Origin of the sequence: Corynebacterium aquilae DSM 44791, from assembly GCF_001941445.1 — a bacterium.
GTDB lineage: Bacteria > Actinomycetota > Actinomycetes > Mycobacteriales > Mycobacteriaceae > Corynebacterium > Corynebacterium aquilae.
This window is the reverse complement of sequence record NZ_CP009245.1, coordinates 1746343-1759954: the sequence shown is the minus strand read 5'-3', so window position 1 is coordinate 1759954 and position 13612 is coordinate 1746343. Positions and strand designations below refer to the sequence as shown.

General features: G+C 62.0%; 12 protein-coding genes. 10 read left to right on the top strand and 2 right to left on the bottom strand.

The annotated features are described in order from the left end of the window. Nucleotides 1–89: 89 nt before the first annotated feature. From rimP to CAQU_RS07425, 7 genes are all read left to right on the top strand, one after another. The gene (rimP, locus tag CAQU_RS07455) at nucleotides 90–644 is read left to right on the top strand and encodes a ribosome maturation factor RimP (RefSeq protein ID WP_075726566.1); all 555 of its coding nucleotides are present in this window, start codon (nucleotides 90–92) and stop codon (nucleotides 642–644) included. Next, the gene (gene nusA / locus CAQU_RS07450) at nucleotides 645–1637 is read left to right on the top strand and encodes a transcription termination factor NusA (RefSeq protein ID WP_075726563.1); all 993 of its coding nucleotides are present in this window, start codon (nucleotides 645–647) and stop codon (nucleotides 1635–1637) included. Nucleotides 1638–2095: 458 nt separating this feature from the next. Next, on the top strand, nucleotides 2096–2413 hold the full coding sequence (locus CAQU_RS07445) for a YlxR family protein (RefSeq protein ID WP_075726562.1): 318 nt from the start codon (nucleotides 2096–2098) through the stop codon (nucleotides 2411–2413). A gap of 142 nt (nucleotides 2414–2555) precedes the next feature. Further along, nucleotides 2556–5390 (top strand): translation initiation factor IF-2, encoded by a 2835-nt coding sequence (gene infB / locus CAQU_RS07440; protein ID WP_075726559.1) that lies wholly within the window; start codon nucleotides 2556–2558, stop codon nucleotides 5388–5390. A gap of 321 nt (nucleotides 5391–5711) precedes the next feature. Further along, nucleotides 5712–6143 (top strand): 30S ribosome-binding factor RbfA, encoded by a 432-nt coding sequence (gene rbfA, locus CAQU_RS07435; RefSeq protein WP_075726557.1) that lies wholly within the window; start codon nucleotides 5712–5714, stop codon nucleotides 6141–6143. Between the two features lie 4 nt (nucleotides 6144–6147). Beyond that, on the top strand, nucleotides 6148–7083 hold the full coding sequence (locus CAQU_RS07430; protein WP_075726554.1) for a DHH family phosphoesterase: 936 nt from the start codon (nucleotides 6148–6150) through the stop codon (nucleotides 7081–7083). A gap of 115 nt (nucleotides 7084–7198) precedes the next feature. Continuing rightward, nucleotides 7199–8524 (top strand): MATE family efflux transporter, encoded by a 1326-nt coding sequence (locus CAQU_RS07425; protein ID WP_075726552.1) that lies wholly within the window; start codon nucleotides 7199–7201, stop codon nucleotides 8522–8524. Between the two features lie 21 nt (nucleotides 8525–8545). On the opposite strand, the gene CAQU_RS07420 is transcribed toward CAQU_RS07425, so the two are convergent. Then, nucleotides 8546–9814: an MFS transporter gene (locus CAQU_RS07420; protein WP_084562896.1), complete on the bottom strand. Its 1269-nt coding sequence runs from the start codon at nucleotides 9812–9814 to the stop codon at nucleotides 8546–8548. A 152-nt stretch (nucleotides 9815–9966) separates the two neighbouring features. Here CAQU_RS07420 and CAQU_RS07415 point away from each other — a divergent pair, with 152 nt between their 5' ends. Both CAQU_RS07415 and CAQU_RS07410 read left to right on the top strand, forming a co-directional pair. Next, nucleotides 9967–10770: a metallophosphoesterase family protein gene (locus tag CAQU_RS07415; protein WP_075726551.1), complete on the top strand. Its 804-nt coding sequence runs from the start codon at nucleotides 9967–9969 to the stop codon at nucleotides 10768–10770. Continuing rightward, nucleotides 10770–11426, top strand: coding sequence for a 4'-phosphopantetheinyl transferase family protein (locus CAQU_RS07410; RefSeq protein ID WP_075726548.1), 657 nt, complete (start codon nucleotides 10770–10772; stop codon nucleotides 11424–11426). The genes CAQU_RS07415 and CAQU_RS07410 overlap by 1 nt, the downstream gene beginning before the upstream one ends. Nucleotides 11427–11474: 48 nt before the next feature. Here the strand turns inward: CAQU_RS07410 and truB are convergent, their stop codons facing one another. Then, the gene (gene truB / locus CAQU_RS07405; RefSeq protein WP_075726546.1) at nucleotides 11475–12461 is read right to left on the bottom strand and encodes a tRNA pseudouridine(55) synthase TruB; all 987 of its coding nucleotides are present in this window, start codon (nucleotides 12459–12461) and stop codon (nucleotides 11475–11477) included. On the opposite strand from truB, the gene CAQU_RS07400 reads away from it, so the two are divergent. After that, entirely contained in the window at nucleotides 12460–13461 is a 1002-nt protein-coding gene (locus CAQU_RS07400; protein WP_084562894.1) for a bifunctional riboflavin kinase/FAD synthetase, read from the top strand. The genes truB and CAQU_RS07400 overlap by 2 nt on opposite strands. Nucleotides 13462–13612 lie beyond the last annotated feature (151 nt).

The window sequence follows — 13612 nt, the reverse complement described above, 5'->3', positions numbered from 1 at the left end:
CACCAAACCAAAAAGCTATGGCAGCACACCCGCCACAGTGATTGCCGAGTGTTCAAGCACGACCAAGCCAAGTAACATGGGCAAACACTATGGCATTTCCCACCCCAGAACAGCTTCACACCTACGTTGAACCCATCGCATCCTCTCACGGGCTCGACGTCGAAAAAATCACCGCGCACCGCGCCGGCGCCAAATCGGCGGTGGTCATCGCCGTCGACTCCGATGCGCACCCCGACCTGGATGCCCTAGAGGTTGTCTCCAGTGAGATTGGTCAAGCCTTCGACGCCGCGGAAGCCTCCGGCGAACTCAATTTCGGCGCAGGATACACCCTGGAAGTCACCACCCCGGGCGTGTCCCACCCCCTGACCGCGCCCCGCCACTGGCGCCGCAACCAGGGAAGACTGGTCAAAATCACCCGCGAGCAAGCAGGGGAGTTGTCCGGGCGCATTGGGCCGATGAACCCGGACAACACCGCCGTTGCCCTCATCCTGCGCGAAGGTAAAACCCTCAGCATTGAGGTTGTCGAGTTTTCCTCTGTAGCTCAAGCAGTGGTAGAAATTGAATTCAGCCAACCGCCCGCAGAGGAACTCACCTATGCGGGTATGACGTTTGACGACTGCGTAGCGCAGCGGAAGGACCAATAAGTGAACATCGATGTAGAGGCCCTGCGCCGGATTTCCTCCGAAACTGGAATGTCCGACCGGGATCTCCTGGAGACCATTGCTAAAGCACTCCTGGAGGCATACCGCGAAGCCAAGGAAGACCAGGCTGCTGAAGAGGCCCGCATCGATATCGACACTGATATGGGCACCGCCACCGTCATCGCCATTGAGCGTGACGAAGATGGCAACGTGGTCTCCGAATACGACGACACCCCCATCAACTTCACCCGCTTCAGCTCCAAGGCTGTGCGCGATGCGATCATCGCCCGCCTGCGCGAAAAAGACGCGGAAAAAGCCTACGACGAGTACACCGAGTTCGAAGGCACCGTCATGTCCGGTGTCGTGCAGCGCGACGTACACGCCAACGAGCGCGGCATCGCCGTAGTCCACCTGGGCACCGAAGCAGACGGACGCGACGGCATCCTGCTGCCCGCAGAACAGATCCCCGGCGAACGACTAGTGCACGGCCAGCGCGTCAAGTGCTACGTCGTTGGTGTCAACCGTGCCCCGCGCAGCATCCAGATCAACCTCTCGCGCACCCACCCCGAACTGGTGCGCCACCTGTTCGAGCTCGAAGTTCCCGAGGTTGCCCAAGGCGCGGTCGAAATCGTTTCCATCGCCCGCGAAGCCGGGCACCGTTCCAAGGTTGCGGTGCGCGCCACCATCAAAGGCCTCAACGCCAAGGGCGCCTGCATCGGGCCGCGCGGTCAGCGCGTCACCAACATCATGAACGAGCTGGGTGGCGAGAAAATCGACATCATCGACTTCGATGAGGATCCCGGCGTGTTCGTCGGAAACGCCCTGGCCCCCTCCAAGGTGGTCAGCGTCGAGGTACTGGATGCCGAAAAGCAACAAGCCCGCGTGGTGGTTCCCGACTACCAGCTGTCCCTGGCGATAGGTCGCGAGGGCCAAAACGCCCGCCTGGCAGCCCGCCTGACCGGCTGGAAGATCGACATCCACTCCGACGCCGAGTAAAAAGCCTAAGCAATTTTTTCTTCAACCTACCCCGCTTCCATTCGCACGCTGTGTGCCCGGAAGTGGGGTAGTGGCGTTTGTGGGCTAGGCCAAATGGTGCGGTGCTCCTAGCTCGACTGGCTTAAAGCGAGCAGGAAAGCAACAGTGGTGTAACTATCTTTTTTCCCACATAAAGCGTAGAGTTGGACGTTGGCTCGTGCACAGCAGACGTTTGTGCGCGATCGCAACGTGCGCAAGCGCAGTTTTTCTGCGATCCACGCGGCGAGGACCAAAGGCCTTTTCTGGCCTGGTGTCAGCTACTTTGTATTCCCACCATGCCGTTGGCCGTGATTGCACGAAAGCTAGCGGCCGTGACTAGAGGGCAGTGAATACCCCGCATCTTGTGATGCGAAGGCTTTCACCGGCCACCTGTCACCTGCTTCGAGACAACAAGCGCATCACGTGTGTGAAGGAGATGAATGTCGGTTCGCCACCCGGAAACCAGTGCCCCAGCGGCATCTGCCCCAGGTGAACCCATTCGTACCTGTATTGCTCGTCGTCGGCGCTATCCCGCCAGCCAATTGCTGCGGGTGGTCGTCGACACCGAATCCGGACAGCTCGTCCCTGATCCGCGCCGCCGCTTGCCGGGGCGTGGTTGTTGGATCGAGCCGACCGTCGAGGCGGTTAAGGGAGCGCTGAAACGCCGCGCGTTTGAGCGTGCATTGAAGGTGTCCGCGCCAGCGGATGCAGGTCGTGTACGTCAGTACATTGAGCAACTCGTCGATAGTCAGAAATGACGAGAGTGCCGACCTTGATTCAAGGAAAGACTTAAAACACTGATGAGCACACGATGAAACATCAGCGATGAACGTCATCACACGACAATAGGAGTCACGCAGGCCTTTCCGGGTCTGGTGACTTCTAGGAACTAGGAGAAAAGTGCCCGGAAAGCTACGTGTCCATGAGCTCGCAAAGAAGCTTGGGATTACCAGCAAAGAACTACTCGCTGAGCTGAAGGCTCAGGGAGAGTTCGTCAAGACGGCGTCTTCCACGGTGGAATCCCCCGTGGTCAAGAAGATGGAAGCCCACTACGCCAAGATGCAGGCAGATAAGCCTGCTGATGAGGCGAAGGAACAGAAGGCTCCCGCCAAGAAGGCTGCTGCTAAGCCGGCAGCCACCACCGAAAAGAAGGCCGCTACCCCCGGCCCGAAGCCGGCCGCGAAGCCTGAAGCTAAGGCCGCCAAGGCGGAGCCCGAAAAGGCTGCAGAGGCTGACAAGCCGAAGGCTGCACAGCAGTCCGCGCCCGCTAAGCCTGCCGCGAAACCCGCGGCACCGACTCCTGCCGCAGCCGCAAAGCCTGCAGCTGAGCCCAAGGCTGAAAAGAAGCCCGCCGAGGCCGATAGCAAGCCGGTGGCACCGCGCCCCATGGCAAAGCCCGGCCCGAAGCCCGGCGGTCGCACCCCTCGCGTCGCTAACAACCCCTTCAGCACCGGCACCCGCCCGGCTCCCCGTCCCGCTTCCCGCCCCCGCCCGGGCGCTGAAGGCGGCGGCAAGCCCGGCCAGGGTGGCGGACGCGGCGGCAACAACGCCCCGCGCCCCGGTGGCCCCCGCCCGCAGGGTGGCGGCAAGCCCGGCCAGGGTGGCGCACGCCCGCAACCGGCCGGCAGTGCCAGCCAGGGCGGCGGACGTCGTCCGAGCCCGGCGATGATGCCGAACCACCCGAGCCCGGGTGCAATGCCCTCGAAGTCTGCTGCTGGTGGACGCTCCGGCGGCCGTGGAGGCAACTCCGGCCCCGGTGGCGGTTTCGGCCGCGGTGGCGGTGGCCCCCGCGGTGGCGGTGGACGTCGCGGCGGCGCAGCAGGCGCATTCGGTCGTCCCGGTGGCGCACCGCGTCGCGGACGTAAGTCGAAGCGTCAAAAGCGGAACGAGTACGAGGCACTGCAAGCCCCCAACGTCATCGGCGGCGTTCGTCTGCCCGACGGCGGTGGCAAGACCCTGCGTCTAGCCCGCGGCGCTTCCCTGTCTGACTTCGCTGACAAGATCGGTGCCGATTCCTCCGCACTGGTCCAGGCCCTGTTCAACCTGGGTGAAATGGTCACCGCAACCGCATCCGTGTCCGATGAGACCTTGATGCTGCTCGGTGAAGAGATGAACTTCAAGGTTCAGGTCGTCTCCCCCGAGGACGAAGACCGTGAGCTGCTGGAGAGCTTCGACCTGCAGTTCGGTGAGGACGAAGGCGACGAAGAAGATCTCGCCAAGCGTCCCCCGGTGGTCACCGTCATGGGTCACGTCGACCACGGTAAGACCCGACTGCTGGACACCATCCGTAAGTCCAACGTCGGCTCCGGCGAGGCCGGCGGCATCACCCAGGGCATCGGTGCCTACCAGGTTCCCGTCGACTTCGAAGACGGCGAACGCCTGGTCACCTTCCTGGATACCCCGGGTCACGAAGCGTTTACCGCGATGCGTGCCCGTGGCGCCAAGTCCACCGACATCGCCATCCTGGTCGTCGCCGCTGACGACGGCGTGATGCCCCAGACCGTTGAGGCCATCAACCACGCCACCGCAGCCGACGTCCCGATCGTCGTCGCCGTGAACAAGATCGATAAGGAAGGCGCCTCCCCGGACAAGATCCGTGGTCAGCTGACCGAATACGGTCTGATTCCGGAAGAGTACGGCGGCGAAACCATGTTCGTGGACATCTCCGCGAAGCAGGGCATCAACATCGACGGCCTGCTGGAAGCAGTCCTGCTGACCGCTGACGCCTCTCTGGATCTGCGCGCCAACCCCGACATGGACGCCCAAGGTGTCGCCATTGAGGCCCACCTCGACCGTGGCCGCGGCCCCGTGGCCACCGTCATCGTCCAGCGCGGTACCCTGCGCGTCGGCGACTCCATTGTCGCCGGTGACGCCTACGGCCGCGTGCGCCGCATGGTTGACGAATACGGCAACGACGTCGACGAGGCAGGCCCGTCCCGCCCCGTCCAGGTGCAGGGCCTGAACTCCGTGCCCGGCGCCGGCGACAACCTGCTGGTTGTCGAAGACGACCGTGTTGCCCGCCAGATCGCCGATCGTCGCAACGCCCGCAAGCGCAACGCGCTGCAGGCCAAGACCCGCAAGCGTGTCTCCCTGGAAGACCTGGATTCGGTGCTGAAGGAAACTTCCACCCTGAACCTGATCCTCAAGGGCGACAACGCCGGCTCCGTCGAGGCCTTGGAAGAGGCCCTGATGAAGATCGAGGTCGACGACGAGGTGCAGCTCAACATCATCGACCGTGGTGTTGGTGCCGTCACCCAAACCAACGTGTCCCTGGCCGCCGCGTCCGACGCAGTCATCATTGGCTTCAACGTTCGCGCCGAAGGCAAAGCCACCGAGGAAGCCAACGCCGAAGGTGTGGAGATCCGCTACTACAGCGTCATCTACCGCGTCATCGAGGACATGGAAGCAGCCCTCAAGGGCATGCTCAAGCCCATCTACGAGGAAAAGGAAATCGGCCGCGCCGAAATCCGCGCCCTGTTCAAGGCTTCCGCAGTCGGCCTCATCGCAGGTTGCATGGTCGAATCCGGCAAGGTTCGCCGCAACGCTTCCGTCCGCCTGGTGCGCGACGGCAACGTGGTGGTCGAAAAAGCCAACATCGACTCGCTGCGCCGCGAAAAGGACGATGCCACCGAGGTCTCCGCAGGCTACGAATGCGGTATGGTTCTGTCCTACCCGGACATCCAGGTCGGCGACATCATCGAGGCCTACGAAATGGTTGAGGTTCCGCGCGACTAACACCGCCGGCAACCACCGCCGGTAGCCACCGGCACCCTCCGCCCCCAAGACGACTTCCCCCACCCAGGTGGATTACAGGAAAACGTCTCGGGGGCGGGTTCGTCTGTGCCCACCAACTATCATGGGCACTGCACACACAGCCCACCCACCCCACCAGCACCCGCCAGGCGCCCAAAGACCACACGCACCCCAACCACTGTGTCGCAGTAAGCCGGTGTGAGGCACTGGCCGCTTTATAGGGCAGGTGGGCAGCACACAAACTCATCCGCCACGTACAGTGGCAGCAACGCACTACAAACTTGTTCGCGAAGGAGAATCCTCATGGTTGACCACGCACGCGCCGCCCGATTGGCGAAACGCATCCAAACGATCGTGGCCACCGCCATCGAACGCGAAATCAAAGACCCCCGCCTCGAGTTCGTCACCATCACCGACTGCAAAGTCACCGGCGACCTACACGACGCGACCATCTTCTACACGGTGCGCGGCCGCACCCTCAACGAAGAACCCGACATCGAAGCCGGTGCGGAAGCCCTGAAACGCGCCCGCGGACAGCTGCGCAAGATCGTCGGCGATCAGCTCGGCGTGCGCTACACCCCAACCCTGGCTTTCACCCACGACACCATGCCGGAATCCGCCACCCACATGGAGGAACTGCTCGCCAAAGCCCGCGCCCGCGACGAAGAACTCGCCCGCCTGGCAGCAGCAGCACAACCGGCCGGCGACCCCAACCCCTACAAGGACTCCGAGTAACACCATGCTCTTCGAACAGGCGACCGGGTTTCTGGCAGGCAAACGCACCGCAGCAGTGGTGACCCACATCAGGCCCGACGGCGACGCTATTGGCTCCGCCAGCGCCACCATCATGCTGCTCGCCGCCCACGGCATCGACGCGGCAGGTTACGTCGGCCAATACGACGAGATGCCGGCACCGCTGCGCACCCTGCCGCTGGGGAAGCAGTTCCACTGCACCGACACCCTGCCCGACGTCGACCTGATTGTCGTCGTGGACTGCGGATCACTGGCGCGCACCGGCCTGTTCGAAGATCACATCCGCGCCCACGCCGACCGCACCCTCATCATCGACCACCACGCCTCTAACGCCTGCGAAGCACAAGTCAACGTGGTCTGCCCAGAGATCGAATCCACCTGCTCGCTGATCTGGCAGTGGTACCAGGAGACCAATACCGAGATCACTGCCCCAGCAGCCAACGCCATGATGGGCGGTCTGCTCACCGACACCGCCCAATTCCGCTACGGGCGGCCGGCAGCCCGCGACATCGCCGCAGACCTGGTCAAACACGGTGCCGATGAAGGCGCACTGGTACACACCCTCATCGACGCGATCAGTGCAGAAAACCTCCAACGCATCGGTGCCGCACTCGCCGGGCTGAGCATCCACCAGATGGGGCAGAAGCGGGTCGTCACTATCGAAGCGTGCGATATGGACATCCCCACTCTCGAACGCATCGTCGACTTCACCCGCGGCATCGACGACGCGGACCTCATCGCCGTGCTCAAAAGACTCGACCAGGACACCGCCGCGGTGTCCCTACGCTCCCAGCACCTCGACGTCAGCCGCATAGCCGCAGCCGGCGGGGGCGGCGGGCACCGCAACGCCGCCGGTTTCACCGTGCACGGCTGGACCATGGCCGACCTGCGCGAATTCCTCGCTCAACACCTCGACGACTAGCTAACCCACTCACGGGCACTCACGCCCCCGCGTGGTCGAAGACGAAGCACCCTCGACCACGCGGGGGTTGTGCTTTTCAGCGCCAGTTCCCCAGCAGCTAGACTTTCCCCTTGCTATGACGAACTCCGAGCCGAGCACCACCGAAGCCCTCAACCCCACCGCCAAAGACATTCTGGCGTTGGCACTACCCGCACTGGGCGTGCTGGCAGCAACCCCGCTGTACCTGCTGCTCGATACCGCCGTGGTCGGCAGGCTCGGGGCACAAGCCTTAGCTGGGCTCGCGGCCGGCACCACCATCCAGTCGGTGGTCACCACCCAACTAACCTTCCTGTCCTACGGCACCACAGCACGCTCCGCCCGCAAATACGGCTCCGGCGACACCCAAGGTGCCATTGCCGAAGGCGTTCAAGCCACCTTCGTCGCCATCGCCGTCGGCATCACCCTTGCCGCCATCATCGCCATCGGCGCCCCCACCTTCACCCTCTGGCTCGCCGACGACACAGACGTCGCAGCAGTCGCAACCCACTGGCTGCGAATCGCCAGCCTCGGCATCCCGCTCATGCTGTGCGTCATGGCCGGCAACGGATGGCTGCGCGGCATCCAAAACACCCGGCTGCCGCTCTACTTCACCCTCGCCGGGGTCATCCCCTCCGCTATCCTCGTGCCCATCCTGGTGTCCCACCTCGGGGTCGTCGGATCCGCCTGGGCCAACCTCATCGGTGTTGCCATCACCGCCACCTGCTTCATCACCTACCTCGCCCGTCGACACACCGGCAGCTGGCAACCCCGCCTGAAAGTCATGGGCCAACAACTCATCCTCGGCCGCGACCTCATCCTGCGCTCCCTGTCTTTCCAAGTAGCTTTCCTCTCCGCCGCAGCAGTCGCCGGACGTTTCGGCGCCGCCAGCCTCGGCGCCCACCAAGTGCTCCTCCAGTTGTGGAACTTCCTCACCCTCACCCTCGACTCCCTCGCCATCGCCGCACAAGCCCTCACCGGCGCGGCCCTCGGCGGCGCCTCGGCAGCGGCCGCCAAAGCCACCGGCTGGAAAATCACCCGCTACTCCTCCCTGTTCTCCCTGGCCATGGCGGCCATCCTCGCCGCCGGCTACCACGTAATCCCCCGCATCTTTACCGACGACACCTCCGTGCTCGGCATCATGAGTACCGTGTGGCCACTACTGGTCGCCATGGTGATTGTTGGTGGCGTCGTCTTCGCGCTCGACGGAGTCCTCCTCGGCGCCAGCGACGTCGCCTTCCTCCGCACCGCCACCATCGCCAGCGTCATCCTCGGATTCCTCCCCGGAGTCTGGCTCGCCCTCATCACCGACAGCGGGCTCATCGGCGTGTGGTGCGGACTGATGGCCATGATGCTCATCCGACTCATCGCCTGCCTCTGGCGCTTCCGCTCCGGGAACTGGATGCGCGAAGGCACCAGCGTCTAACCCCCTTCATACGGCAGGCAATCACGCCACCGCCGACGGCGCCAACACCTCCACATGTCGGCGCGCACTCCAAAACGAATACACCGCCACCGGAACCCAGGCCAGACACAACCACACCGCCACCGTATAGATGCTGGCGTAATTCACCGCCATCGTCACCACCGCCAACCCCACCGGCTGGCCCACCAAATTAATCATCTGGAACAACGAAAACGCGCGCCCACGCACCCTATCGTCCACCTTCTCAGTGATCATCACCGTCTGCAGCGGATTCAAAATACCTCCAGACACACCAGCCAAGGCGAACGCAAAAGCTAACACCCAACCACCAGCAAGCCACGCCATCAGCGCAAAACACACAGTTTCAAAAACCAACGCAATCATCCACATCCGGCGCCTCCGCGCAGTACCCACCTTCGCCACAAACACCCCACCAGCCATCATGCCCACCGCATAAGAACTCATCGTCACCCCATACATCGACGGATTATCCACCCGATGAAAATGCGCAGGCGTCAACACAATCAAATACGGCATCACCAACAACGCCCCCGCAAACGACAACACCGCCAACATCGTGACCTGCGGATGCGCCACAATCGCCCGCCACGCAGTCACCTCAGACCGCGCCCGCGCAACCACACCGCGCACGCTCTGCGGTTGTTCCTCATCCACCTGCACCGCAGCAGGGGAGATGCGCAGCACAAAAGTCACCACCGCCGCAGCCGCCGAACACGCCACCGTAATCCACAACACGCTTGTCGTCGGCAGCATCGACAACAACACCCCACCCAACGCCGGGCCAACCAAAAACGACATCCCCGCAACCGACTGCGACAGCCCAGCCAAACGATCCACACTCCACCCACTGCACCGCGCGACATCACCCGTTAACGCCTGCCGCGCAGCCATACCCGGAACATCACCCACAGCCCCGATAATCCCCAGCACGATAAACCACCCCACCGTCAGGTCGGTGAGCGAATCAACCACAATCAACAACGCCACACTCGACGCCGAAATCACATCGGAAACCACACTCATCGGCTTCCGCCCCACCGAATCAATCAAACGGCCACCGAAAAAACTAAACACAATCGCCGGAATCGAAATAAACATCGCCACCACCCCGGCAGCCGCTGGATCCCCGGTGCGATCAAGCACCAGCCACACCCACACCACATTGGCAATCGCATTGCCAAACATCGACAACCCGCCAGAAGCAATAAACAAACCCGCATTCGCAGGCCACACCCGATAAGAGCCTGAAGCCGAAACGAAATCCGCCACCACATACCTCACAAACAAAAACCAAAAAATACCTCCAGGCAGCACCCGAAGACGACACAGTCTAAACCACCACCCAAAGCCCCACCCAACAAGCGCACGACCCCAGGTGTGGCAAGGACCAGAACCCACCAGAATCAGGCATAATGTCACCTATGGCTCGCACACTGTGGGCCGTCGCGGACCTCCACGCGGCGGTAGCAAAAAACGAGGGCCTGATCGACTCGATCACGCCCCACGACCCCGGAGACTGGCTCATCGTCGCCGGGGATGTTGCCGAGCGCACCGAAAAAGTCCTCGAAGTTCTCGAAAACCTCAACGACCGTTTCGCGAAAGTCATCTGGGTACCAGGAAACCACGAGCTTTTCTGCCGCAGTTCCGACCGCTACACCGGGCGTGCAAAATACGACGAACTCGTCCGCGGATGCCGTAACCTTGGAATCCTCACCCCCGAAGACCCATATCCCGTCTTCGACGGCGTCACCATCGTGCCGCTGTTCACCTTGTATGACTATTCCTTCCGGCGCCCCGGATTCACCGTCGAACAAGCCGTCCAAGCCGCTCACGACCAACAAGTCGTGATGACGGACCAATTCGCCATTGCCCCCTTCGTCGACATTCGCGCCTGGTGCTGGGATCGCCTCGCATACAGCATCAAACGACTGTCCAAAGTGCAAGGCCCCACCATCCTGGTCAACCACTGGCCACTTGCCATTGAGCCCGTGCTTAGGATGCGGTTCCGTGAGCTGTCCCTGTGGTGTGGAACCCGACATACCCGCGACTGGCCCACCCGCTACAACGCCCAACAGGTCGTCTACGGACACCTCCACATCCGCGGCGACATGACTATCGACGGCATCCCGCACCGGGAAGTTTCCCTCGGGTATCCCCGCGAATGGGAAAACGCCAAAGATATAGCTTGGCCCGTCGCAATCCTGGGGCAGGAGGCTACCGCATAATGCTCGACGCCTCCCTGTTTCCCAACAGTGCCCGCTGGTGCTTTATCCACCGCCAACCTGGGCCTCTCGACCTCACCCACTTCCTCAACCTGCACCCCCTCGAACAAGCACTCGTCGCTCATGCCGTCGACATTCGCAAATCGGAATTCGGCGATGCCCGCTGGTGTGCACACCAAGCCCTCAAGGAACTCGGACGCGATAACGGCGCCCCGATTTTGAGAGGCGAAAGAGGCATGCCCCTGTGGCCATCAAGTGTGTCTGGATCCCTGACCCACACCGACGGTTTCAGAGCCGCAGTCGTCGCACCGCGACTGCTCGTGCGCAGCATGGGACTCGACGCGGAACCGGCGCAACCACTCCCACGTGGCGTGATCTCATCGATTGCTCGAGACAGCGAAATGGCTCAACTCGAAGAATTCGCCGAACGGGGAATCCCCTGTGCAGATAAGCTGCTGTTTTGCGCTAAGGAAGCCACATACAAAGCCTGGTTCCCCCTCACACACAGGTGGCTCGGCTTCGAACAAGCCGAAGTAGATCTCCGCCCCGACGGAACCTTCATCTCCTACCTTCTCGTGCGCCCCACCCCCGTGCCTTTCATCACCGGCAAGTGGGCCATTCGCGACGGCTACATCATCGCCGCCACCGCGATTACCTAGAAACCAAGCCCCCACCGCACAGGTGGAGGCTTGCACTTTTGGTCGGCACTAAAGCGTTGACGGACGAGCCACAAACGTTGTTTTTAGGCGCTTTCCGGACTCTTTGACCAAAGCCACCGCATGCCCATCCGGCGTCACCGCCGCGTGCACCCCCTTCAAACCCCGCGGCTCAAGCCATTTACCCATCGCCAGCGCAGCACCCTCATCCGCTGATACCTTCAAGGTCGGAAAACACGTCGTCAACGCATCATCCAACGGCAAACTCAAGCGCGGATCCTCCGCCAACTGCGCAACTGTCACCGCGTGATCCAACGAAAACGGACCTACCGCCGTGCGTCGCAATGCAATCAAGTGGCCTCCCACACCTAATGCCTCACCCATATCGCGGGCAAGAGACCGGATGTAGGTGCCCGAAGAACATCGCACTCGTGCAGTCACATCAACCACACCAATGATCTCATCAGCGTTGGCTCCGTCTTCTACATTTTCAGCGTCAGGCGGGCAGGCAATCTCATTGACCGGCACCGATGAGCGGGAAATGTCCAACACGTCGAAATCGAACACGGTGACCTCACGGGCTGGGATCTCAACGTTTTCGCCCGCGCGAACGAGTTCATGTGCCCGCCGGCCATTGATCTTGATGGCGCTGACGCTACTCGGGCGCTGCATGATCCTTCCGGTGAGCTTGGCCACCTCAGCGGCAATCATGTCGTCGCTAACAAAAGCGGCGTCAGTGACGCTAAGACGAGCGCCTTCCGCATCATCAGTCACCGTGGAAGCGCCCAAGCGAATCACTGTCTCATAGGTCTTTTCCTCAGCAACGACGTGGGCAAGAAAACGAGTGCCGCGTTCGACGCCGACGACCAAAACCCCAGTAGCCATTGGATCCAACGTGCCGGCATGCCCAACTTTGCGAGTTGAAAAAGCACGGCGCACGCGAGCTACCACGTCATGGGAGGTCATGCCGGCAGGCTTATCGACAACCACCAAACCGGACGAAGACAAAGGATCAGAACCAACTGGGGTAAAAGACATGATCTACAGCCTAGGCGGTAAAGTAAGCGCAGTGGAGATTTGGCGCACACTGCAAGACATCCAAGACAACGCCCCCGAGCTGACAGCGAGCGTTGTCACCATCGGCATGTTCGACGGCATCCACCGGGGACACCAGCGGTTAATCACAACCGCCATCGAGCGCGCGCAGGCGCTCGACCTGCCAGTCGTCATGGTCACTTTCGAGCCACATCCGCTTTCCGTGGTGCGTCCCGACAAGGTGCCGCCAATGATCAGTACCTTCGCAGATCGGGCGGACCGGGCAGAGGCCTTGGGCGTTGACCACATTTTGGCGCTGACCTTCGACCGTGAATTTGCAGCGATGAGTCCGGCCGAGTTTGCTCGCGTTGTGCTGCACGATGCTCTGCACGCTAAAGCGGTTGCGGTGGGGGAGAACTTCACCTTCGGGCACAAAGCAGCCGGAACCACCGATACCTTGCGCGAGCTCGGCCAACAGCTGGGGTTCGATGTTGATGTGGTGGAGCTGCTTGCCGAGGATGGCACGGTGTTATCCTCCTCGGTCACCCGGCAATACCTCAAAGAGGGAGATGTTGCTGCGGCAGCTCACGTTTTGGGTCGGCCTTTTAGCGTGCACTCCCATGTCGCGCGGGGTGCAGGCCGCGGCGGGCGGGAGTTGGGCTACCCCACTGCCAACCTCTATTTCCCCGATAACGTGGCGATTCCTGCCGACGGGGTCTACTGCGGCTGGTTCACCATTGACGATGAACCCCCAACAGGGGACATGGTGCCCGGGGTGCGATACCCCACGGCGATTTCGGTGGGTACCAACCCGACGTTCGGAGACGAGCGACGCAGTGTTGAGGCGTTCGTGTTGGATCGGGAAGCCGATCTGTATGACCGCGCTGTAACCGTGGAGTTTGTTGAGCGCCTCCGCGGTATGGAGAAGTTCAACGGGGTGCAAGATTTGTTGGACGCGATGGAGCGCGATGTGGCCCGCACGCGGGAAATCCTCGGGGTGTAGTCCACCCTTGGGCTCGTGTGTTGACTCAACCGCACATCTTCTGGCACTATTGAGCGGTTGTCACTGCGGTCCACAGCAGTGCGCACTTCGTCCGGACGCCGTAGCGGGTGGCGGGCGGACAATCAACATCATGTGGACTGAAATACGTTCT